The sequence below is a fragment of the Chryseobacterium paridis genome (assembly GCF_016595215.1).
Taxonomy (GTDB): Bacteria; Bacteroidota; Bacteroidia; order Flavobacteriales; family Weeksellaceae; genus Chryseobacterium; species Chryseobacterium paridis.
Window position 1 is genome coordinate 211732 of sequence record NZ_JAENHK010000008.1, and the last position, 24591, is coordinate 236322.

The following is a 24591-nucleotide window of genomic DNA, read 5'->3' on the forward strand; positions in this document are numbered from 1 at the left end:
TAACAATTTAGCAAAATTATATATTTCAAATAAGATATATTATCTTGTAATATCTATTTAAACAAAAAAAATATCTTTTTTATTTGGTTATTAAAGTTATTATGCTTTAAATTTGCCAAAAAATTCAGATAAATAAATGGAAATAGAAATTTCCTCATGCGAACATTTAGTGTATGTGAGTGAAATACAGCAGGAAATGTATGATTCTGCACAGCGGAGAGGAACGGGGATCGCAAAACGTTCCATAGAATATTTAAGTAAAAAGATTTCAGATGGCAATGCTGTGGTTGCTACTGAAAACGGGGAATGGGTAGGATTCTGTTATATAGAAACCTGGTCACATGGTCAGTTTGTGGCTAATTCGGGACTTATTGTTTCACCGAAATATAGGAACGGAGGTGTTGCTACATTAATAAAAAATAAAGTTTTCCAATTGTCGAGGGATAAATATCCTACGGCAAAAGTATTTGGATTGACAACAGGGTTGGCGGTTATGAAAATCAATAGTGATTTAGGTTATAAACCGGTTATCTATTCTGAATTGACACAGGATGAAGAATTTTGGAATGGTTGTAAGAATTGTGTGAATTACGAAATTTTGATGAAGAAGGAACGTAAGAACTGTTTATGTACAGCGATGCTTTTTGTTCCTCAAAACAATACTATTAATAAGGTTGAGAATAATCAACCTGAAAAAGAATATAAGAATGAAGTAAACCAGGAAAGCTTTTTGTCCTCAGAACAAATTGCTGCTGGTGAACTACATTTAGTAAGTAACAATACGAAAAAGAAGACAGATGAAAAAGAAAGTAATCTTAGCGTTTAGTGGTGGTTTGGATACCTCTTACTGTGCCAAATATCTTAGTGAAACACTAGGGTATGATGTGTATGCAGTAACTGTAAATACAGGAGGTTTTTCTAAGAATGAAGAAAAAGAACTGGAAAAGAAGGCCCTGAATCTTGGGGTGAAAGAGTACAGGTGTATTGACGCTCAGGAAGATTATTATAATTCATGTGTAAAATATCTGATCTTCGGAAATGTATTAAAAAATAATACCTATCCACTTTCCGTAAGTGCTGAACGTACAATTCAGGCGCAGGAAATTGCCAAATGTGCTTTGGAAATAGAGGCTGATGCTATTGCTCATGGAAGTACAGGAGCGGGTAATGACCAGGTTCGTTTTGATCTGATCTTTCAGGTAATGGCTCCGAATGTTGAAATCATTACGCCCATCCGGGATATGGCGCTTTCAAGAGAGGAAGAAATAGAATTTTTGAAAAGCCATGGTTATGATATGGAATTTCATAAAGCTCAGTACTCTGTTAATAAAGGATTGTGGGGAACTTCTGTTGGAGGGAAAGAAACATTGACATCAAGAAATTATTTGCCTGAAGAAGCTTTTCCTTCTCAAATTAAAGAAAGTCAACCTTCGGAATTGGAGATAGAATTTAAGAATGGAGAAGTCGTAGCAGTGAATGGGGAATATTTTGAACATTCTGTTTATGCTATTCAAAAGATTGAACAATTGGCTTCTGCATATGGTATAGGTCGTGATATTCATGTGGGAGATACAATCGTTGGGATCAAAGGAAGAGTAGGATTTGAAGCTGCTGCTGCATCTGTTATTATAAAGGCGCATCATTTATTAGAAAAACATACTTTATCTAAATACCAACAAATGATGAAGTCTCAGTTATCCGATTGGTATGGAAACTGGCTTCATGAAGCATTATTTTTGGATCCGGTGATGAGAAATATAGAATCTTTCTTATCTGATTCCCAAGAAACGGTAACAGGAAAAGTTTTTGTAACACTTTATCCATACCGGTTTGTTTTAAATGGTATTGAATCCGAACATGATCTTATGTATGATAAATTCGGAAGTTATGGAGAAGCCAACAGAGCATGGAGTGGAGATGATGTAAAAGGATACACTAAAATCGTAAGCAATTCGCTGAATATTTATCATCAGATTAATGGAGTGAAGATATGAAGAAGGTAGGAATTGTAGGGGCTAACGGATATACCGGTAGTGAATTGGTGCGTTTGTTAGCTTTTCATCCCAATATCGAATTGAGTTTTTTATATAGTCGTTCTAATTCGGGTATCAGGATTTCAGATCTCTACCCGGATTTAGCGACGGTTTGTGAAATGGTGTTGACTGATAAGCCCGTAGAGGTGGATATTCTTTTTCTATGCCTTCCTCATAAAGAAAGTCAGAATTGGCTGAGCCAAAATGCGGTTGGAGATGATGTGCTGATTATTGATCTTGGAAATGATTTTCGTTTAAATGGGGAGTTTAATAATAGAAATTTTATTTATGGACTTCCGGAAATCAATAAAAAAAATCTTTCAGGAGCTAAAAGTATTGCGAATCCAGGATGTTTTGCAACAGCTATTCAGCTGGCTTTACTTCCATTGGCGGAAAGAGGATTGCTTAATGAGGTTTACACTACAGGAATCACAGGATCGACAGGAGCGGGACAGTCATTACAAGCTACGACACATTTTACCTGGCGTAATGATAATATTTCAGCTTATAAAACTTTAACACATCAGCATGTGGATGAAGTTTTACAACAATTGAATTCTTTTAATGAAAAAGAAGTTAGCTTGAATTTTGTTCCATGGCGTGGAGATTTTACCAGAGGGATTTTTACCAGCTCAACAGTTAAATCAGATTTAGAGCTTTCAGATATTGAACAATTGTATAGGGAATTTTATGAAGAGGCACCTTTTGTAAAGGTCAGTGAAAAAGCGATTGATTTAAAACAGGTTGTCAATACGAATCGCTGTGTGATTCATATAGAAAAGAATGAAAATGTAGTTGTTATTCATTCAGCGATTGACAATTTATTAAAAGGAGCTTCCGGGCAGGCGGTTCAGAATATGAACATAGCGATGGGATGGGAAGAGAATTTGGGACTGAATTTGAAGGCAGTGGGATTTTAGGGGGAATGTGAAATTGCAGAATAGCAAAATCGCAAAACTGCAGAATCGCGAAATCGCTTTTGTGGCAGTTAAAATTAACAATCTCCATTTCTTAACCGAATTTAAAATGTGAACCTAGATCTCGTAACCCGAAACTCGTAACCAAAAATTTTCAACTTTCAATTATCAACTTTCAACTTTAAAAACATGAATTTATTCAACGTATATCAATTATTCAATATAAATCCTGTAAAAGCTCAGGGATCATTTCTTTGGGATGATAAGGGAGAAAAATATCTTGACTTTTATGGGGGACATGCTGTGATCTCTATTGGTCATAATCATCCCCATTATCAAACGAAGCTTAAAGAACAGCTGGAGAAAATATCTTTCTATTCTAATTCTGTACAAAATGAGCTGCAAACTGAGCTTGCGGAGAAATTAGGAGTATTATCAGGATATGAGGATTATAATCTTTTCCTGTGTAACTCAGGAGCAGAAGCTAATGAGAATGCTTTAAAACTTGCTTCTTTCCATAATGGGAAAAGCAAAGTGCTTTATTTTTCAGGATCATTCCACGGAAGAACTTCTGCTGCTGTTTCAGTAACAGATAATCCAAAGATTGTAGCACCTGTTAACTATTCTGAACGATTCATTAAATCGGAATGGAACAATATTGAACAATTAGAAGAAGTTTTTAAAACTCAGGGAGATGCCATTTCTTCTGTTATTATTGAAGGAATTCAGGGTGTAGGCGGAATTATGATTCCTACAACAGGGTTTTTATCTAAAATAAAAGAATTGTGCGATCAGTATGATGCCGTTTTGATTTTGGATGAAGTGCAATCAGGATATGGGAGATCTGGTTATTTCTTTGCACATCAGGAATTTGGCATTCAGCCGGATATCATTACAACAGCAAAAGGAATGGGAAATGGCTTTCCGGTTGGTGGAGTTTTAATCCATCCTAAATTTGAGGCAAGCAATGGTTTGCTGGGAACTACTTTTGGTGGAAATCATTTAGCATGTGCTGCTGCAATTGCTGTTTTGGATGTAATGAAAGATGAAAATCTTATAGAAAATGCTGAGAGCATGGGGAATTATATCGAAAGTGAAATTAAAGATTTTCCACATATTAAATCTATCCGAAGGAAGGGGTTGATGATTGGAATAGAGCTGGATAGGGATTGTGCTGAGGTGAGGAAGAGTCTGCTATACGATCATTATATTTTTACAGGAAATTCTAATGATAAAGCGGTGCTGAGGATTCTTCCGGCACTTAATATCAGGAAAGTGGAGACTGATCTTTTCATCAGTGCTTTGAGGGAAGTGTTGGGGAAGCTGTGAGAGAGTGAAACTGTAAAATTGCGAAAAGGCGAAAAGGCGAAAGGGCAAAAAGGCAAAATTGCAGAATCGTAAAATTGTAAAAAGGCAAAATTGCTAAACTACAGTAAACACAAATTTAGGCTATAACATAAGGATTGTCATTCCGTAGGAATCTAAACAATTATGTTAGTGTCTTAGTTAGGATGTTTAAACCACAAAAGTCACAAAAGTTTTTAACACTTTAGTGATTTTAAGTTACAACTGAGTGCTTAATATGAGCACTTAAATGTTCTAAAGTGTTTAAATAGAACTTTTGTGCCTTTTGTGGTTGAGAAATAAAAATAGGAGTCAATAGACCATCAAATAAATTAATCAAATGAAAAATTTTACCGCTGTAAGTGATATTGAAAGCTTACAGGAAATCATAAAAAAAGCTTTATATATAAAAGAGAATCCCCTTGGGGAAAATGAAAAAGGAAAGGGAAAAACTATAGGACTTGTATTTTTGAATTCAAGTTTAAGAACACGTTTAAGCAGTCAGATTGCAGCCCAAAATTTAGGGTTAAATGTTTTAACGCTGAATGCAGCTCAAGAAGCATGGAATCTGGAATTTGCCGATGGTGCTGTAATGAACGGTGATACGGTAGAGCATATTAAAGATGCGATAGAGGTGCTAAATCAATATTGTGATATCATTGCAGTTCGTTGCTTTGCTGGGATGAAAAGTAAAGAAGATGATGTTAATGAAAGTATTTTGAGCCAGTTTGAGAAACATGCAAAAGTTCCGGTTATTTCCTTAGAGTCGGCAACACGTCACCCATTACAGAGTTTGGCGGACTGTATTACCATCACGGAAAACTGGAAAGAAGAAAGAAAACCAAAGGTTGTTCTAACCTGGGCGCCACATATCAAGCCCATTGCTCAAGCTGTAGGAAATTCTTTTACAGAATGGATGCAGGAAATGGATGTAGATTTTGTGATCACGAATCCGGAAGGATACGATTTAGATATCAACTTTACAAAAGATACACCGGTTATTCATAACCAGGATGAAGCGTTAAAAGATGCTGATTTTATTTATGTAAAAAACTGGTCATCTTTTGATGAGTATGCTACGATGCCAGAAGTACAGGACAATTGGATGCTGACTGGTGAGAAATTAGCCAAAACAAATAATGGAAAAGTAATGCACTGTCTTCCGGTTCGTCGTAATGTGGAATTAAGTGATGAAGTAATGGATAGTGAAAATTCTATTATTTATCAGCAGGCTAAAAACCGTATTTTCTCTGCGCAGGCTGTGTTTAGTGAAATTTTAGATGAAATCAATTCGGATAAATAATTGGCCATGAAAGAGAAACTTTTTGTTATAAAAATAGGAGGTGCTTTAATTGATGATGAAGAATTGTTAAGTCATTTTTTGGAGCAGTTTTCTGAAATTAAAGAAAAGAAGATTCTTGTGCATGGAGGAGGGAAATTGGCAACGACACTAGCTGATAAATTGGGAATTGAGCAAAAATTAATTAACGGAAGAAGAATCACAGATAAGGATACCCTGGATATTGTGGCGATGGTTTATGCAGGTGGAATTAACAAAAATATCGTAGCGAAACTTCAACAGAAGAAGTGTAAGGCTATCGGATTTTCCGGGGCTGATGCGAACTTAATTAAAGCTAAAAAAAGAGAACACGCAGAAATTGATTTCGGATTTGTGGGAGATATCGAGAAGAAAAGTGTCAATAATAAGTTGATATCAAAATTAATTAAACTCGAACTGGTTCCTGTATTTTCTGCGATTACCCACGATAAAAAAGGAAATCTATTCAATACCAATGCAGATACGATCGCATCAGTGATCGCGCAGGCTTTATCAGAGAAATATGATGTAGAGCTATTGTACTGTTTTGATAAAGAAGGGGTGTTGGAAGATGTAAATGATCCTGATTCAGTTATTAAAAGTGTATCTCAGGAAGATTTTTCATCTTTAAATGAAGCTGGAAAGTTGCATAAAGGTATTTTACCCAAGCTTGAAAATGCATTCGGAGCTATTAATAATAATGTAAATAAGGTATTCTTGATTAAAGAGACCCAACTGAAAAACCATATAGAAAATCATCATGCAGGAACTGAAATCCGTTTATAGCCAGGAAGAACTATTCAATAACGCAATTGAATTGTTAAAAAAACTGATTGAAATTCCATCATTCAGTAAAGATGAATATAATACCTCTGTAGAAATTGAAAGTTTTTTCAAAAAGCACCAAATTCCTGCAAAACGGTTTAAAAATAATATCTGGGCTGTAAATAAACATTTCGATGAAGCTAAACCTTCTGTTTTACTGAATACCCATCATGATACGGTAAAGCCTAATAAGGCCTATACTTTGGATCCATTTGTGGCTATTGAAAAAGATGGGAAGTTGTATGGATTAGGGAGTAATGATGCAGGAGCTTCATTGGTTTCTTTAGCACAGACTTTTTTACATTTTTATGAAAGAGAAGATTTAAAATATAATTTAATTATCGCCCTGACAGCAGAGGAGGAGATTTCAGGGTTTGATGGAATTGAAGCTTTATTTTCACAGTTACCCAATGTAGAATTGGCTATTGTAGGAGAGCCTACGCAGATGAATCTTGCCATTGCAGAAAAAGGACTTTTAGTCATTGATGGAGAAATGAAGGGAACTCCTTCTCATGCTGCTCATCCTAATGATGATAATGCTATTATAAAATGTATGCAGGATCTTCAGCATATTACAAATTTTAAATTCCCAAAGGTTTCAGACTATTTGGGAGAAGTTAAAATTACACTATCAGGGATTCACGCCGGAGTTCAGCATAATGTAGTTCCGGAGGCATGCAATTTCACTTTGGATGTAAGGGTTACGGATGAATATACGAATGAGGAAGCTTTTGAAATTATTCAGTCACAGATGAAATCAAACCTTACGGCAAGGTCTTTCAGGCTGAATTCTTCAAAAATAGAATTGGATCATCCTTTCGTACAGGCTGGTATAGCAATGGGAAGGACAACGTATGGATCTCCAACGTCTTCAGATCAGGCAATCATTCCCTGTACATCTGTTAAAATGGGTCCAGGGGACAGTAGGCGCTCTCACACGGCGGATGAATTTATAGAGATCAATGAAATAAAAGAGGGTATAGATATTTATATCCGGATTCTGGAAAAGGTTTTATAAGAAGGGAAGATAGAAGATGGAAGAACGAAGTTGTAGAGGTTTGTTATTAACTTTCAGCATCGAGCTTCAAAGCTTCCAGCCTAATCAAAAATGTTTTGACCCAGCATGGTAATAATGAAGTAGCAGTTTTTAATAAGATTTATGCAAAAAGAAAATTAAAAATGAAAAACTTGATTGAATGTGGAAGATGTTATAGTTTTTTCAACAAGTAGGAGATATCATGCTGAGGACAAAACAAAATAGTACGAACCTTATCCAAAATCGAATTACACAATAATATTTTAAATAAACAATTATGAAAAAGATATGGCAGAAAGATGATCTTGCCACCAATATATTAGTCAATCAGTTTACAGTAGGCAAGGACCTTGATTTCGATGAGCGATTAGCGAAATATGATGTTAAAGGTTCAATGGCGCACTGTAAAATGCTTGCAGAGGTTGGAATTATTTCCAATGAAGAATCAGTACAGATGACTTCTGTTTTGTCGATGATATTAGAAGATATTGAAAATGGAAGCTTTGAAATTGATAAAGAAGCCGAAGATATCCATTCTCAGATTGAAGCGATCCTTATTGAAAAACTAGGAGATACCGGAAAAAAGATTCACACAGCGAGATCAAGAAATGATCAGGTTTTACTGGATATTAAATTATATCTGCTGGATGAGATCCGTGAAATTGCAAGTCTTACCGATGAATTTTTCCAATTGTTGATAGGATTGGCAGAGCAGCATAAAAATGTATTGCTTCCAGGATATACCCATTTGCAGATTGCAATGCCATCATCTTTCGGATTGTGGTTTGGAGCATATGCAGAAGCATTATTGGATGATGTCGAAATGCTGTTTTCAGTCAAAAATATCATTAATAAAAATCCTTTGGGATCTGCAGCCGGATATGGTTCTTCCTTTCCGATCGATCGTGAAAGTACGACCTATAATCTTGGGTTTCAAACAATGAATTATAATGCAGTGTATGCTCAGATGACTCGAGGTAAATCTGAAAAAATGCTGGCGATGGCAATGGCTACTTTAGCAGGAACCCTTGGGAAATTCGCTTATGATGTATGTTTATATTTGAGTCAGAATTTTGATTTTATAAGCTTTCCAAAGGAATTTACAACGGGAAGCAGTATCATGCCTCATAAGAAGAATCCAGATATTTTCGAGTTGGTACGAGCGAGATGTAACAGAATTCAAGCTTTACCGAATGAACTTATTTTGTTGACCAACAATCTTCCTTCCGGCTATCACAGAGATGTGCAACTGACTAAAGAAATTCTTTTTCCAGGTATTGATTCTTTAAAGGAATGTCTTGAGATCTTAAATTATACTGTGCCTAATATTAAGGTAAGAAACGGTATTTTGGAAGAAGGAAAATATAAATACCTTTTCAGTGTAGAGAAAATTAATGAAGAGATTAAAAAAGGAAGTTCTTTCCGTGATGCTTATATCAAAGTAGGAAGAGAAATAGAGAATGATGAGTTTGAGTTCGAAATTGGAAATCTAAGTCAGACCCATCAGGGCAGCATAGGGAATCTTTGTCTGGATAAAGTAAGTTATCAGTTTAATAAATTGAAGAGTAAAATATTAGGGTAGATAGATTTCTCGTTTGTTGAAATGACAGCAGTATATTGGATTTCTGATCTGGCAAAAAGGCGAAAAGGCAAAATTGCTGAATCGCTAAATCGTAAAATAGCTAATTTGCTATTAGGCCATTATGCTATTTTGCCCTAATCTAGAGATGAGAAAAGATTTCTCCTTCGTCGAAATGACAAGTGTGGAATTTAGCAGTTTGACAAATTAGCAGTTTGCGATTTCGCTTTTTCGCCATTATGCCTTTTTGCCCAAAAAACTAATCAAGGTCAATCTTAAACTTGGTTGATTTTTTCACCTCGTGTAAGACGATGGAACTATGGTATTGTCCAATATTAGGGATGTTTGAGATCACGCTCACTGCGAAGTCGTTATAAGAGTTGATATCTTTGGCAATGATCTTCAGCATATAATCATATTCGCCGGAAAGGCTTATGATTTCCTGAACTTCATCATATTTACCAATATTCTTTTCAAAGGTTTCCAGTACTTTTTTAGATTGTTCTTTGAGACGAACGTTGCAGTAAACAACAATATTGAGTCCTAATTTTTCACGATTTAAGAGACCCACATATTTTTCAATGACTCCCTGTTTCTCCAATTGCTTGATTCGTTCATAGGTCGGAGTGAAGGTAAGACCAATCTTCTCAGAGATTTCCTTTACAGATAAAGTAGAGTCTTCCTGAATAATACTGAGAATCATTTTGTCTTTGGCGTCCATATGAGCAATTTGAATTTTAACAAAAATATTAAGAAAAAATGAGAATAAGGTGTGATTGAAGTTTTTTAATTTTTTTAGAACTTTAGTTTTGTCAATTCGGTTAATTGTTATATCTTTGCACCTAATGAATAAAAGAGTATTTATATCATTAGATTTACCGGGCGAAAGCGCCCTTTACGATATTTATTGTTATTAAGCGAAGATTTTGTCTTCGCTTTTTTTATGTACAAAAATTAAGATATTATGTTTACGATTACAGAACTAAGTACCGAGAAAATCAACAGTATACTGACAGAAGCACTGGCTTTTGCTAATGGAAAAACTGCGAAAATTGAAGGCGAAGTTTTTTGTTCAAATCTGTTTTTTGAAGACAGTACAAGAACAAAAACAAGCTTCGATGTAGCGGAAAGAAAATTGGGTTTACAGGTCGTTCCTTTTGATGCTTCACATAGCTCAGTAAATAAAGGAGAAAGTTTATACGATACCGTAAAAACTATTGAAAGTATAGGAGTGAACTTAGTCGTAATTAGAGATAAAAAAGATGGGTTCTTTGAAGAATTAAAAAATATTACTATTCCGGTGATCAATGGAGGAGACGGAAAAGGAAATCACCCGTCACAATGTATGCTGGATCTGATGACGATCTATCAGGAATTTGGAAAATTTGAAGGATTAAAAGTTGGAATCGTAGGAGATGTAAAACACAGCAGAGTAGCTAACTCAAATGCAGAAGCATTAAGAAGGCTGGGAGCTAAAGTTTATTTCTCAGGTCCTGAAGATTGGTTTGATGAAGGAGCATTAATTAATGGAACTTACCAGTCAGTAGACCAACTGATCAATGATGTAGATGTTTTAATGCTACTGAGAATTCAGCATGAAAGACACGATGCTAAAATGAGTTTCTCTGCTTCAGATTACCATAGAAAATATGGTTTGACGAAAGAAAGAGAGCAGGCGATGAAAAAAGGAGCCATCATTATGCATCCGGCACCTATCAATAGAGGAGTGGAGATAGATACTGATCTTGTAGAGTGCGAACGCTCAAGAATATTCAAGCAAATGCAAAACGGAGTTTTCGCAAGAATGGCGATACTGAAAAATGCATTGGAAGAAAAAGGATTTAAATTTAAATAATTATTGTAAAAAGTATTAATGTAAAAGGTATTCATGAAAATCGTTAGTACGTTAACACATGAATACACAATACAACAAAAATAAAAATGAAAAAGAAATTAATATTAGAATCCGGAGAGGTTTTTTACGGAGAAGGTTTCGGAGCAGAATTGGAAACAGCAGGGGAAGTAGTTTTCAATACCGGAATGACGGGATATCAGGAATTGATTTCCGACCCATCTTATTGTGGTCAGATTGTATGTATGACTTATCCGCTGATCGGAAATTATGGAATCAACCGTGATGATTATGAAAGTATTGAGCCGGCTATTAAAGGTCTTATCGTAAAAGAAATTTGCGATCTGCCATCCAATTTCCGTACTCAGATTACTTTAGATGAATTATTCAAAAAGAAAAATCTTTCAGGAATTTCAGGAATTGACACAAGAAGACTGACAAGAATTCTTCGTAACTCCGGAGTTGTGAAAGGTAAGATTGTGAATGCAGATGCAGATGAAAATACAACTGTAGCTGAATTAAAATCAACGACTTTCCCTACCAATCAGGTTGAGACGGTTTCTACAAAAACACCTTACGCCAACCCAGGAAGAGGCTTTAAAGTAGTACTTGTGGATTTCGGTTCTAAATTAGGGATCATCAGAGAACTTTCTCAAAGAAACTGCGACATCATAGTAGTGTCACATGATACAACAGCTGAGGAGATTCTATTAATGAATCCGGACGGAATCATGCTTTCAAATGGTCCTGGTGACCCTGAAGACAACCCTAAGGCTTTAGAAATGATCCAAGGTCTTTTAGGAAAAGTTCCCATCTTTGGAATATGCTTAGGACACCAATTAATAGGATTAGCTTGTGGAGCAAAAACATTCAAATTGAAGTTCGGACATAGAGGAGGAAACCACCCGGTTTTAGATTTAGAGAAAAACAAAGTTTCAATCACTTCTCAAAACCACGGTTATGCGGTAGATCAGGAAAGCCTTAAAGGAACCGATCTTATCGAAACTCACATCGCCCTAAACGACAGAACCAACGAAGGATTGAGACACAAAATCCACCCTTGCTTCTCCGTTCAGTATCACCCGGAAGCAAGCCCAGGTCCTGAAGATGCAAACTACTTGTTTGATGAGTTCATTGAATTAATGTACCAATTTAAAAATGTAACAGTTTAACAATAATCAAATGATCAATTTCGAAAACAATTCTTTAATAGAAAAAACAGTACAGTTTTCCTTAGACGTTATTGAATTTTGTGAATTATTGGAGAGTCATAAGAAATTTGTTATTGCTAAACAACTATTAAGATCTGGAACAAGTATAGGTGCCAATTCATTTGAAGCTCAGAATCCATACAGTAAAAAGGATTTTGTGAATAAAATAAAGATCGCAGCTAAGGAACTTGAAGAAACAAAATATTGGTTATACCTGTGTAAACACTCCAAAAATTATCCCTTTAATGAGAATTTGGAAACACAGATTGTAGAAATTGGAAAAATTATTTATAAAATTTTAAGTACTAGTTTATCAAAGGAGAATGGTGAATAAATATTGTTACACTGTTAAACTGATAAATTGTTACATTTTAAAAGTATTAAAAAGAAAATGGCAAAACGTACAGATATAAAAACAATTTTAGTAATCGGTTCTGGTCCTATTATCATTGGACAGGCAGCAGAATTTGATTACGCAGGAACGCAGGCTTGTTTGTCTTTGAGAGAGGAAGGCTACAAGGTAATTTTGATCAACTCAAATCCTGCGACGATTATGACGGATGTTGAGATCGCTGATAAAGTGTATATCGAGCCGATATCACTTCAGTTTGTAAGTCATATCATCAGAAAAGAACGTCCGGATGCTTTACTTCCTACACTAGGAGGTCAGACTGGATTGAATATGGCGGTAGAACTTGAGAAATCAGGGATTCTTGAAGAGTGTAAAGTTGAGGTGCTTGGAACGAAGTTATCAGCGATCAACAGAGCGGAAGACAGAGACTTATTCCGTGAGTTGATGAGAGAATTGAATGAGCCGGTTCCGGAATCTGATATTGTAAATACAGTTGAAGGAGCGCTTAATTTTGCAGAAGAGATCGGATATCCTGTAATTGTTCGTCCTGCCTTTACCATGGGTGGTACGGGAGGTGGGATCGCTTCCAATGAAATTGAATTGAAAGAGATCGCTGAATTAGGATTGAAATACAGCCCGGTTACTCAGTGTCTTATCGAAAAATCGATTGCAGGTTTCAAAGAGATCGAATACGAAGTAATGCGTGATGCAAACGACAATGCAATTGTGGTTTGTAACATGGAAAATATAGATCCGGTAGGAGTTCATACCGGGGATTCTATCGTGGTCGCTCCTTCGCAGACGCTTTCAGACAGAGAATACCAGCTATTGAGAAATGCATCGCTGAAAATCATCAGAGCATTAGGAATTGAAGGAGGATGTAACGTACAGTTAGCTTTGGATCCACACTCATTCGATTACTATATCATCGAGGTAAACCCAAGAGTTTCCAGATCATCAGCTTTAGCAAGTAAGGCAACAGGGTATCCTATTGCTAAGATTGCTGCTAAAATCGCAGTAGGACTTACACTGGATGAGATCATGAATCCGGTTACAGGAAAAACATACGCATGTTTCGAACCTGCTTTGGATTATGTGGTAACGAAATTCCCAAGATTCCCATTCGATAAATTCGAAACAGCGGACAGAAGACTTTCTACACAAATGAAAGCAACCGGAGAGGTAATGGCAATTGGAAGAAACTTCGAAGAGTCTTTACAAAAGGCTATCCGCTCTTTAGAAACAGGGATCAGACATTTAGGATTAAAGAAAAAGCAGGCTGAAGCGCTTACAGAAGAGGAAATCGAAAGAAGAATCAGAGTTTGTGATGATGAAAGATTATTTATCATTGGAGATGCTTTAAGAAGAGGATATGACTGGGAGCAAATCGTAGAATGGAGTAAGATTGATAAATTCTTTATCTGGAAAATCAAAAAACTAATTGATTTCGAAAAAGTAATCGCAAATAATAAATTCGATAAAGAAATTCTTATCCAAGCTAAAAAACTAGGATTTGCAGACCTAAATATCGCTCACCTTTGGGAGGTAACACAACGTGAGGTTTTCAATTTCAGAAAAGAAAACGGAGTGATGCCGGTATACAAAATGGTAGATACCTGTGCTGCAGAATTCGAAAGTGAAACTCCATATTTCTATGGAACTTATGAAGAGGAAAATGAAAGTGTAGTTACTGATAAAGAAAAGATCATCGTTCTGGGTTCAGGACCTATCAGAATCGGACAGGGAGTTGAATTTGATTATGCAACAGTACACTCAGTTTGGGCGATCAAAGAAATGGGTTATGAAGCGATTATTATCAACAATAACCCGGAGACTGTATCTACAGACTTCTCGATCTCAGATAAGCTTTACTTTGAGCCTTTAACAGAAGAAGATGTAATGAACATCATCGAGCTGGAAAAACCAACAGGAGTAGTGGTACAGTTTGGAGGACAGACTGCTATCAACCTTGCTGATAAATTAGCAAGCCATGGAGTGAAGATTTTAGGAACTTCATTAGAAGATCTTGACCGAGCGGAAAACAGAGATAAGTTTGAAAAAGCACTTCAGGAAATGGGAATTCCTCAACCTTTAGGAAAAACTTCAACATCAAAAGAAGAAGCGATAAAAATTGCCAACGAAATTGGTTATCCTGTTTTAGTACGTCCTAGCTACGTATTAGGAGGGAGAGCAATGGAAATTGTATACACAGAAGCAGAATTAGCACACTATATGGAATTTGCGGTAGATGCGAGCCCGGAACACCCGGTATTGGTTGACCGCTACATCACCGGAAAAGAAGTGGAAGTAGATGCTATCTGCGACGGAGAAACGGTAGTTATCCCGGGAATTATGGAACACATCGAAAGAGCAGGGGTTCACTCCGGAGACTCTATCGCAGTGTATCCACCGCAGAATGTTTCTCAAAAAGAAATTGATACATTGGTTGATTATACACAAAGACTGGCAAAAGGCCTGAATGTGATCGGACTAATGAATATCCAATATGTTCTTTTCGAAGGAAATGTATTTGTAATCGAAGTGAATCCACGTTCATCAAGAACGGTTCCTTTCCTTTCAAAAATTACAGATGTACCGATGGCTAACCTTGCAACAAAAGCTATTTTAGGTCAAAAGCTGAAAGATCTAGGATATCAAAACGGACTGGTTCCAAACAAAGAAGGAGTATTTGTAAAAGTTCCTGTGTTCTCTTTCTCAAAACTAACAAAAGTAGATATCTCTCTGGGACCAGAAATGAAATCAACAGGAGAGGTTATGGGGAAAGATACCACTTTAGAGAAAGCTCTTTATAAAGGACTGATTGCTGCAGGAAGAAAAGTTCCGATGCACGGATCTATCCTTTTCACAGTAGCCGATAAGCATAAAGAAGAAGCTGCTGATCTGGCTGCAAGATTCCATGAAGTTGGATTCAGAATCTGGGCAACAGAGGGAACAGCTAAATTCTTTGAAGAAAAAGGAATTCCTTGTAAAATAGGATACAAAATCGGAGAAGAAAGTGTCAACCTTATCGACCTGATCCAAAAAGGAAAAGTACAGTATGTAGTAAACACTATGACGAAAGGAAAACAAGTTGAAAGAGATGGTTTCCAGATCAGAAGAATGAGTGTTGAAAATGGAGTACCATGTTTAACTTCAATGGATACTGTGGAAGCTATTTTGAAAGTAATCGAAAGCATGACTTTTAAAATGGATGCGATGTAATTCTTAAAGAATAAATATACTTCAAAACCTCGTAAGGAAACTTGCGAGGTTTTTTAATGAAAATTGAATTATTTGCATAATTTAGACAGAAGCAAAAAGTTGGAAATACATTCATAAAGGAGGTAACTAAAAACTATTTTCAAACACTTTTATAAAAATGAAATTTTTAAAATATTTTTTACTGTTTGTTTTTCTTATTTTATTAGGGATAATTCTTTATTTCTATATTACTGTTTATTCAAAGCTTACTCCAGCGACAGTTGATTCGAACATTCGAAGCGAAAAGATATTTCGGGTAATGGATATGCAAAAGGAAATTATTAATGGAACCGAGATTAATGATTCAATCCCAGGAAAGAAAAGTTCAAGCGTTATATTTTATGCAGATAAAAGACCTGAGACAAAGGAAGAGTTAGAAATGGCTAATTTCAATAATTGCAGAGCAATAAAGTGGCAGGGAAAAACCAGAATTAGAATTGGATTTAGTTCAGGATTTAGTGGTGGTGGCTATGCTATAGATTATGTATTGGGAAGATTTAAATTGAAGCCATATTCTTTTACTGATGTAGTTCCGGATAACATTAAAGAACCAAAATATAAAATATTAAAACAAGATGTAACTGTAGACAAATTTTATTATAAAGTAGGAGATAGCATATATGGTAAAATAGACTTTATAATGGAAAGTGAGGATTTTCCCCCGAAAAAAATATTGATTTATGGGAATGGATATTTTAGAACAAAACTGGAAGAATAATTGTGCTGCTCTACAGAAGTGCATTCCAGATAATGTGAGAAGAATCTAGCAAAGAGAGTAATCTTAAAAATTATTATTAAAAATGAAAACAATTGACAAACTTGCCTGGATAGAAATAAAAGACAAATCAATTCTCTCTACGAAAAGTTATGGAAAGGAGAAGTATTATATTCCAGGTGGTAAAAGAGAAGCTGGAGAAACAGATGAACAAGCACTAATTCGAGAAATTTATGAAGAACTAAGTGTTACAATTGATCATAATTCATTGAATTATATTGGAACTTTTGAGGCACAGGCACACGGGCATCCCGAGGGAGTAAAAGTAAGAATGACTTGTTATTCGGGTAACTATCTAGGAGAGTTAAAAGCAAGTTCTGAAATTGAAGAAATAAGATGGCTTACATATTCTGACAAAGACAAGATCTCAGACGTTGATAAATTGATTTTTGACCACTTAAAACAAAATAACAATATTTGAAAATATTATTGTTGAGTGAATAAAATCGATGTGATTAAATATTAATTCTATCAAGTTTTTATGAGATCATTTTAAAAATAAATAATATCTGCTGATTTATTTATAAATTAGAGCGTTAAAATTCAAGCTGTTAATAATATTAAGAAAGAACAGTTGGAAATTTCACCAAATTAAAAAGTAACCATGGCAGAATATCACGCAAAATCAAGCAATTCTTTATCTTTTGAGATAACAAGAGGTGATCAGTTAATTGGTAGACTTGTCTACAAAAGTTGGTTTAAGTTTAATGCTGAAGTAGAAATTGTGGATAATCTAACATACCAGATTGAGCCGAAAGGTTTTTGGGGAACAACCATTGAAGTAAAAGATCACGAAAGAGTTTTGCTAAAATTTCGAATGAACTGGAATGGCGAAATTGTTGTGCAGACCTACTTTAATAGTTTAAAGAAAAGCTATGTTTTTAAGCATAGAGGTATTTTTAAAGAATCGTTTGTATTAGCTGATGAGGAAGGAATTGAGTTTTTAGTGATGAAGCCGGATCTGAGATGGAGTACAATGAATTATGAATATCAGATCACTACATCTCCAGCCTTTGATACGCTTTCCAATAAAGAATTATTGCTGATCAATTCATTGCATTGTGCTAATTATTACATGTCCATGATCATGTCATCAGTTGTGTAGCCACATGAAAAGAGAAAAACATGGATTCCGAATTTGATAGTATTCTCAATCATTTCAGTCAATATATTAAAGTAAGTGATGCCTTTAAGAAAGAACTTTTGGAGAGAATTTCCTATAAGACTTTCGAGAAAGGTGATCTGCTACAGGATGCTGATAAGATCTGTACAGAAAGTCATTTTATTCTGAATGGTTTGACCAGAACCTATTACCTTAAAGATGGAATGGAGATCAGCGAGTATTTTTCCTGTGAAAATGAATGGATCAATTCTCCTAAAAGCTTTATAGAGCGCACAAAAGATATTTATTATATTGATTGCCTCGAAAAAACTCACACCTTTTGCCTGAAAATAAATGATCTGGGCTATTTATTTGACCATTTTCCTGAAATGGAACGGTATGCAAGATTATCCATGGGAAGTGTGTTTGGACACCTGATGGAGAGAATTACCTCTCAAAGATTTACTACTGCTAAAGAAAAATATGAACATTTTCTTACAACCTATAAAGGAGTTTATCACAGAATCCCACTAGGTATGGTTGCATCCTATTTGGGAATTACTCAATCCACACTCAGCAGATTAAGAGCTGGAAAGTAGTTTTTGATCTAGAGCAAAAATAATTCAGAATGTCCGGGATATTTTTGTAAAAAAAAACAATGAAACTACTTTTTAAAATTTTCTTTCTCATGGCTTTCTCATATTCACAATTGAAAGCCCAGGATACGATCCAATCAAAAAATACCGATGCTATTTTATATAAGCCTTCAAAAAATATCCGCGGCCTTGTGGTTGGGCTTGGAGGTTCAGAAGGAGGAAATGCATGGGCATCAAAACGCTGGCAAAACGTAAGAAATCAACTTTTAGATAGGGGATATGCTTTTCTGGCACTGGCCTATTTTGGGTCCCGACATTCTCCTAAACAGCTTAATAAAATTGAAATTCAGAATGTTTATACTATGATAAGCAAGGTGAAGAATATGCTTCCAGTCTCTAAAATAGCTATTATTGGTGGATCGAGAGGTGCTGATCTTGCCCTTCTGCTAGGAAGTTATTATTCTGATGTTTCGTGCATTATTGGTCTTTCTCCAAGCCATGCTGTTTTTCCGGGAAATACAGATCATTTCTCAACATCCAGCTGGACTTATGAAGGTGGGGAACTTCCTTTTGTTCCTGTGAATGAAGAGGCCGTTCCTTTTATGATGAAAGGACAGATAAGAAAAGCATTTGAAGCTATGTTGCAGGATAAAACATCCGAACAGAAATCACTTATAAAAGTTGAAAATATCAAGGCTCCCATTTTGCTAATGTCCGGAACTGAAGACGAAATTTGTCCTTCCTCAGAAATGGCGGATAAGATGATACAAAGGCTTAAGGACAGTGGTTCTAAATATCATTATGAACATATAAAATGGGAAGGTGGACATGCTGAACCTTACAAGCATTTTGATAAGGTTCTTTATTTTCTTCAAAATAATTTTGATTAAACAATGAAATAAGGAAGAGAATTAGGCTTTTAAAATAATCAAGAGCTTCCTCCTGTCGTCAAAATGTATATCTTTAGAAAGTAAAAATTAATAATTAAACACTAAATGACGAAACATCAGCAAAGAGTATCAAGCGTCTACCATTTTTTCGATAATAAAGATACTGTCCTTGGATTCCGTAAATTGCTCGATTGTGCAATGGATACCCAGAATATGGTCATTTATCAGGAAGCTATTGCCTTGACAGACTGGAAAGAACAACATCAGGATCAGACGGAAGAATTTATTGAAAAGTCCAAAGCTCTCCTCCAAAAAATCGAACAAGTTTCCGTTTCCGAATATCCAATAGAAAAATCTGTACTTCGCGCATCCAATATATCAAAGTCTTATGGAAGCAATAGGTTTTCCTTAGGGCCTGTTTCTTTGGAAATTAATAAAGGACAGGTATATGGTCTGGTAGGGGAAAATGGAAATGGGAAAACAACGCTTTTAAGAATATTGGCAAAAGAAATCTCCTATAATCAGGGGCAGTTGCAATATTCTTTTAATGAAGAACCCAAAAATGAATATGATCTCCGCACAAAACTGGTATATATTCCACAAAGGACAGCAAAATGGTATGGAAGCCTTAAAGATAATCTGAAATTTGTTCTGGCAAACTATGGAGTGAGTCCTGAAGAAAATGAAACCAGAACACTGATGATGATTGCCCGTTTGGGTTTATGGAATTATAAGCATCTGAAATGGAGCGAACTTTCCTCAGGATATAAAATGCGCTTTGAATTGGCACGTACACTGCTTCGAAAGCCTGAAATTCTATTATTGGATGAACCACTGGCTAATCTTGACGTGGTGGCTCAGCAGGTGATTCTGGAAGATTTAAAAGCGATTGCTAATTCGGTGAATAACCCAATTGCTTTAATTTTAAGTTCTCAGCAACTGTATGAGGTAGAAAAGGTTTCGGATAAAGTGATTTTCCTTAAAAACGGACAGTATAAAGATAATTCTGATCTCAAAAATGACGAAGAAAACCACCTGATCATTGAGATAGATACGCCAACCTCAAGAGAAGAACTTTTAGAAGTTTTTAAAGCTTTACAATTGGAAAAACTCAATTTTAACGGTGGAGTTTATGTCGCCTACTTTTCAGTAAAAACAGAATTTTATGATGTAATGGCTGCATTAGGAAATGCTAAAACCGACATCGTCTATATCCGTAATATCTCATCTTCCACAAGAAGATTTTTCGTTAGTTAATCTTCTTTAATTCGATCACAATGCAAAAAATACATCAATTCAATCAATATCTGCTGGAGCGATATCCAACCATCTGGAACACGAAGATCATATGGATGCTTCTGGTAAGTGTTCTTATTCATATTCTTTTTTTCGTAATAGGGTACTGTTCTCACATGGATCCCCGCTCACTTCAAACCTACAGTGTAAAAGATGATTACTTTAAAAATGGGGTTATTTTCATCCATCTTATTATATCTATTTTAATGATTGTCGGTTGGCTGATTACAATGTTCAGGAATAATGCCTTTAAGAATTTTTATCCTACTTCAAAAGGGAAATTATTTGGACAATTTGTTCAGTATTTTATTATCCTTTTTGCATGTACTACTTTCTATTTTTCTTATATGGTAGGATTCAAGATGTTTATCAACCATCAATATCCTGATCAGCAATTAGAAAAGAGTGTAGATATTATTAACAGGGCAGCACCTTTCCTTTCTCAGGAACTTGAACCTTATGCACTAAACAACAGAAAGTATCCTGCTGTATTCGCCGATTTATTCTGCGAAACGGATATCAATAAAATAAATACAAATAAAAAGTATTTCATCTATTATAACAGGGTTTATCAGTTTTACTCCGTATACTCTAAGGTTTCTGATAAACTGGACAGAGAGGGAAATTCTATCATACCTGAACCTGAGAAAACGAATAAGACACCCGTTGCCTATTCAGAGCTGAAGGGAGATCAGACTACATTTTATTTCAAAAAAGATGTGGTGGATCTGTCACCATATATCAAAACAACTGGTCTGAGCTATTACAATTTTTCTGATATCTTTTATGATAATAGCCCCAAAGGAGCTCATTATCTGAACCAGAAATATGGTGAGTATCCGGAAGAAAGTTATACGAATAAAGCATACAAACAGAAAGCATTTGAAATTAATCAAAAAACGAGTGAGCTTTTGAATAAAGGCAACTCTGCAGAACTGGAAAGTTTACTTTCCGATTTTTTGAAAATAGCCGAAGCATATAAGATACAAACGAATCTTCAGGCAAAAGAATGGACCAAAATGATCTATTCTTCTCAAAATAATAATTTCCAGCCTGCCTATTTTATCAATAAAGTAAAAAGTAATAATGGAACCTATGATTCTACTCTTCCAAAGGAATATATGGACGATTCCACGGTAGCTGTTACCGAGGCAGCTATTGCAGAAAATGGAAACATTGTTCGGGACTCAATAGCAATAAGTGTTCTGAATCCCGAGATCAATCAACAGGTTTCTCCAGAGAAATACTTTAAAAATAACCTTACAGACTATTATTTTTACACAGACTCTCTAAAAGATGTGCTGAACAACATTAACACCATAAAGAACTTTGATTTCTTTTCAGAGAACGTTCATATCTATCTATGGATCGCTTTTTTCCTTGCTGCTTTTATTTTTAGTTTCAGAATTGTTGGATTGCGATCGTTATTATTTAGTGTCATAAGCACTGGTGTATTGATTCTGGCTATTACATTATTATCTGTTTTATACTCTTTTTCATTGAGAGGAAAAGGGGAATTTTTTGCCTCTTATTTCACGTTATTTATTTCTGCGATTATTCTTATCGTTCCCCTATTTATGATGAGAAAAGCAGGGAAAATGATCTCTTCCATTTTCCTTACAATTTCAATGACAGGGTTTGCTCTGTTTGTATTTTTGATCTTTGGAATTATTAGTCTTCATCAGAAGGAAAACTGTATGACTACACTCACTGGAAACTCTTATATAGATTGCCCTACGATTATTGATACGATAGGTCTTAATTTAAGCTATATCATTTTGGTATGCAGTTTTATATTTATGTATTTGTATACCTCAATTCTCCAAAAGTGGAAGGCAATGCCTCAATAGATTAAACCAGATAAAAAATCCTCACTTTAATACAAGTGAGGATTTTTATTTTTTACTTTATCTTATAATAAGGTGTCGAAAAATATTGACTAGGTTTTATGTAGGCCGTTTTCCTGTCAGCATCAAAAATCCAGATAAACCTTCGTAACATGTCAGCTGCGAAATAGCTTACTTTTTGCGTTTTAAGATCTCCGGCAAAGAATCCTGCAGAAACATTTTTCATTGTTATACTTCCTATTTTAAACTGAGATAAAATACCTTGTTTGGTGATTACACTTTTACCACTAGAATTCTTTAATGTTTTCTCACCCGTAACCTGAAGTTTTTTATTCAATTCATGATCTTCTGCAAATTGATTATTATAGAGGAGTCCGCCTGAATATCCGGATTGGAGGAGGAAATGACCTTCAATACCTATTCCGTCAATAAAATTATCTGCATTAATGAATAACTGATCTCTTTCCGGATATAATTGAATGGCCTGATATCCTTTTACGTCAGGCAGTTGGTCATAAATCACAAATTTATTATTATCATAATCAATCTTGAAAACTTTTCCTGAAAAGACTCCTGTTCCAAACTTTCCATCTGCTTCATGTCCTGTTAATTCATTATCAAAGAATCGGACATTTTTGGTGACTACTTTTCCTAATTGTAGGGTATTGTTTTCGCTTATCTCGTCCTTATTAAAAATAATATGATCTGTTTTTCTTTTTCTTTCCGGAGAAATGGAAGCATCACCCATTGCAATCTGAAACATCAGATCCAGAGAATCTTTATCATTTACCAAAGCTTTAACAATGATATTATTGTATGGAGTGAGTCTAAAAGGAATTATTTCCTGTGCCTGAACTATAATACAATAGGAAAGCAGAAGAAATAAAATGTTAAGTTTTGTAAGCATCAGTAAAATGGGTATTGGTTGAAACTTTAAGTGTAGAAAATTACCTTTTATTTTTGAAATGCAAAAGGACACAAAAATACTTGTCCATTTTTCGGTTGCAGTACAGATTTTCTGTATTTAAATTTGTAAGAAAAAACATGAACAATTTTAAATTTGAAGCACTGAATGATTTGGATTTTGCTTACTTGAATCACTTATCAGAAGTTGAACTTGCAGAAAAAAATATTAAGAAATTAACAGTAGATAAATTTCCTGGTTTTCCGTGCAGGGTTACTTTAGAAGATGCAAAAGTGGGCGAACATGTTTTCCTTCTTAATTACGATTTTCACAATGTCAATTCTCCATATAAAGCAAGCGGACCTATTTTTGTGAGAATAGACCACCCAACAAAAATGTATGAGATTAATGAAGTTCCCATAATGTTTAACCATAGACTTCTTTCTGCTCGCGGTTATACGAAAGATGGGATGATGTTTTTTGCAGATGTTTTCGAAGGAAAATTTTTGAAAGAAAACATTCAGGAGATTTTTGAAAATCCGGAAATCGAGTATGTGCACATTCACAATGCGAAACCAGGATGTTTTAATTGTGTTGTAAAAAGAGCATAAAAATACTTGTCCATTTTTCGGTTGCAAAATAAACTATACTCTTATTAACTTTATAAAAAAATAACAATGACAAATATTCAAATTTTTAGAGATCTGCATACAAATGATGACCTTTTATTAGTAGGAAATGTATGGAATGTACAAAGTGCCAAAATATATGAGCAATTAGGCTACAAAGCATTAGCAACTTCAAGTTCCGCAGTCGCTAATAGTTTAGGTTATCAAGACGGAGAAGAAATGAGTTTTGATGAATACTATTACATAGTTGAAAGAATCATAAAGTCGGTGAAGATTCCTTTATCTGTTGATTTAGAAGGAGGTTATGGAAATACGAGTGATCAGGTTATTTCAAATATTTCAAAATTAGCTGCAATAGGTGTTGTGGGTATTAATATTGAAGACAGCGTGGTTATCGACGGAGCCAGAAGGCTATTAACTCAGGAAGAATTATATGAAAAGTTTCAACCCATTATGGCTGGATTAAAAGAAAAGCATATTGAGATTTTCGTCAATTTCAGAACAGACCCATTTTTGTTGGGGATTGAAAATCCTGTTGAAGAAACACTACAAAGGATCACAATCTTTGAAAAATTAGGAGTGGATGGAATTTTTGTTCCTTGTATTACTTCTGAAAATGATATTAAAACCATTGTGAATGCTACAGAAACACCAGTTAATGTAATGTGTATGCCGGATTTACCCAATTTTGAGATCCTTAAAAATTTAGGAGTTAAAAGAATTTCTTCAGGTAATTTTTTAAATGGATATATTTATAATCGTTTGGAAGATGCAGGGCGTGAAGTTCTTGCAAAACAAAGTTTTTCACCCATATTTATGTAATC

At 35.0% G+C, this 24591-nt stretch carries 23 protein-coding genes; 21 read left to right on the forward strand and 2 right to left on the reverse strand.

Features of this window, described 5'->3' with window-relative positions; translation table 11 throughout:
- Positions 1-136: 136 nt before the first annotated feature.
- The 8 genes from JHL15_RS09465 (at position 137) to argH (ending at position 9055) form a co-directional block, all read left to right on the forward strand.
- A complete protein-coding gene (locus tag JHL15_RS09465; RefSeq protein ID WP_200245312.1) occupies positions 137-826 on the forward strand; it encodes a GNAT family N-acetyltransferase in 690 nt (229 codons plus the stop codon).
- Positions 798-1994 carry an argininosuccinate synthase gene (gene argG / locus JHL15_RS09470; RefSeq protein ID WP_200245314.1) on the forward strand — a complete coding sequence of 399 codons (1197 nt, stop codon included), beginning with the start codon at positions 798-800 and terminating at the stop codon, positions 1992-1994. Before JHL15_RS09465 ends, argG begins: the two co-directional genes overlap by 29 nt.
- On the forward strand, positions 1991-2953 hold the full coding sequence (argC, locus tag JHL15_RS09475; protein ID WP_200245315.1) for an N-acetyl-gamma-glutamyl-phosphate reductase: 963 nt from the start codon (positions 1991-1993) through the stop codon (positions 2951-2953). The genes argG and argC overlap by 4 nt, the downstream gene beginning before the upstream one ends.
- 186 nt (positions 2954-3139) lie before the next feature.
- The gene (locus JHL15_RS09480; RefSeq protein ID WP_200245316.1) at positions 3140-4279 is read left to right on the forward strand and encodes an aspartate aminotransferase family protein; all 1140 of its coding nucleotides are present in this window, start codon (positions 3140-3142) and stop codon (positions 4277-4279) included.
- 355 nt (positions 4280-4634) lie between these two features.
- Positions 4635-5597, forward strand: coding sequence for an N-acetylornithine carbamoyltransferase (locus JHL15_RS09485; protein ID WP_200245317.1), 963 nt, complete (start codon positions 4635-4637; stop codon positions 5595-5597).
- A 6-nt stretch (positions 5598-5603) separates the two neighbouring features.
- Entirely contained in the window at positions 5604-6398 is a 795-nt protein-coding gene (argB, locus tag JHL15_RS09490) for an acetylglutamate kinase (protein ID WP_200245318.1), read from the forward strand.
- Positions 6373-7455, forward strand: a complete 1083-nt coding sequence (locus JHL15_RS09495; protein ID WP_200245319.1) for a M20 family metallo-hydrolase — start codon at positions 6373-6375, stop codon at positions 7453-7455. Before argB ends, JHL15_RS09495 begins: the two co-directional genes overlap by 26 nt.
- A gap of 295 nt (positions 7456-7750) precedes the next feature.
- Complete coding sequence (argH, locus tag JHL15_RS09500) at positions 7751-9055, forward strand: argininosuccinate lyase (RefSeq protein WP_200245320.1); 1305 nt, start codon at positions 7751-7753, stop codon at positions 9053-9055.
- Between the two features lie 256 nt (positions 9056-9311).
- On the opposite strand, the gene JHL15_RS09505 is transcribed toward argH, so the two are convergent.
- A complete protein-coding gene (locus tag JHL15_RS09505; protein WP_200245322.1) occupies positions 9312-9773 on the reverse strand; it encodes an Lrp/AsnC family transcriptional regulator in 462 nt (153 codons plus the stop codon).
- 243 nt (positions 9774-10016) lie between these two features.
- On the opposite strand from JHL15_RS09505, the gene JHL15_RS09510 reads away from it, so the two are divergent.
- The 11 genes from JHL15_RS09510 (at position 10017) to JHL15_RS09560 (ending at position 22237) form a co-directional block, all read left to right on the forward strand.
- On the forward strand, positions 10017-10907 hold the full coding sequence (locus JHL15_RS09510; RefSeq protein WP_200245323.1) for an aspartate carbamoyltransferase catalytic subunit: 891 nt from the start codon (positions 10017-10019) through the stop codon (positions 10905-10907).
- 86 nt (positions 10908-10993) lie between these two features.
- Positions 10994-12076, forward strand: a complete 1083-nt coding sequence (locus JHL15_RS09515; RefSeq protein ID WP_200245327.1) for a carbamoyl phosphate synthase small subunit — start codon at positions 10994-10996, stop codon at positions 12074-12076.
- A 10-nt stretch (positions 12077-12086) separates the two neighbouring features.
- Positions 12087-12449, forward strand: a complete 363-nt coding sequence (locus tag JHL15_RS09520) for a four helix bundle protein (RefSeq protein ID WP_200245329.1) — start codon at positions 12087-12089, stop codon at positions 12447-12449.
- Positions 12450-12506: 57 nt separating this feature from the next.
- Positions 12507-15689, forward strand: a complete 3183-nt coding sequence (gene carB / locus JHL15_RS09525) for a carbamoyl-phosphate synthase large subunit (protein ID WP_200245334.1) — start codon at positions 12507-12509, stop codon at positions 15687-15689.
- A 298-nt stretch (positions 15690-15987) separates the two neighbouring features.
- Positions 15988-16446 (forward strand): hypothetical protein, encoded by a 459-nt coding sequence (locus JHL15_RS09530; RefSeq protein WP_234047728.1) that lies wholly within the window; start codon positions 15988-15990, stop codon positions 16444-16446.
- Between the two features lie 82 nt (positions 16447-16528).
- Entirely contained in the window at positions 16529-16924 is a 396-nt protein-coding gene (locus JHL15_RS09535) for an NUDIX hydrolase (protein ID WP_200245337.1), read from the forward strand.
- A gap of 183 nt (positions 16925-17107) precedes the next feature.
- Positions 17108-17608 (forward strand): hypothetical protein, encoded by a 501-nt coding sequence (locus JHL15_RS09540; RefSeq protein ID WP_200245338.1) that lies wholly within the window; start codon positions 17108-17110, stop codon positions 17606-17608.
- Positions 17609-17628: 20 nt separating this feature from the next.
- Complete coding sequence (locus JHL15_RS09545) at positions 17629-18204, forward strand: Crp/Fnr family transcriptional regulator (protein ID WP_200245340.1); 576 nt, start codon at positions 17629-17631, stop codon at positions 18202-18204.
- 59 nt (positions 18205-18263) lie between these two features.
- Positions 18264-19091 (forward strand): alpha/beta fold hydrolase, encoded by an 828-nt coding sequence (locus JHL15_RS09550; protein ID WP_200245342.1) that lies wholly within the window; start codon positions 18264-18266, stop codon positions 19089-19091.
- A 105-nt stretch (positions 19092-19196) separates the two neighbouring features.
- Positions 19197-20348 (forward strand): ABC transporter ATP-binding protein, encoded by a 1152-nt coding sequence (locus JHL15_RS09555; RefSeq protein WP_200245345.1) that lies wholly within the window; start codon positions 19197-19199, stop codon positions 20346-20348.
- A gap of 20 nt (positions 20349-20368) precedes the next feature.
- Positions 20369-22237 (forward strand): hypothetical protein, encoded by a 1869-nt coding sequence (locus tag JHL15_RS09560; protein WP_200245347.1) that lies wholly within the window; start codon positions 20369-20371, stop codon positions 22235-22237.
- A 52-nt stretch (positions 22238-22289) separates the two neighbouring features.
- Here the strand turns inward: JHL15_RS09560 and JHL15_RS09565 are convergent, their stop codons facing one another.
- Positions 22290-23141, reverse strand: a complete 852-nt coding sequence (locus tag JHL15_RS09565) for a hypothetical protein (RefSeq protein WP_200245349.1) — start codon at positions 23139-23141, stop codon at positions 22290-22292.
- Between the two features lie 137 nt (positions 23142-23278).
- Here JHL15_RS09565 and JHL15_RS09570 point away from each other — a divergent pair, with 137 nt between their 5' ends.
- Together JHL15_RS09570 and JHL15_RS09575 are read left to right on the forward strand one after the other, a co-directional pair.
- Complete coding sequence (locus JHL15_RS09570) at positions 23279-23749, forward strand: DUF1203 domain-containing protein (protein WP_200245351.1); 471 nt, start codon at positions 23279-23281, stop codon at positions 23747-23749.
- Between the two features lie 66 nt (positions 23750-23815).
- Positions 23816-24589 (forward strand): isocitrate lyase/PEP mutase family protein, encoded by a 774-nt coding sequence (locus JHL15_RS09575; RefSeq protein WP_234047729.1) that lies wholly within the window; start codon positions 23816-23818, stop codon positions 24587-24589.
- The last annotated feature ends 2 nt before the right edge of the window (positions 24590-24591 follow it).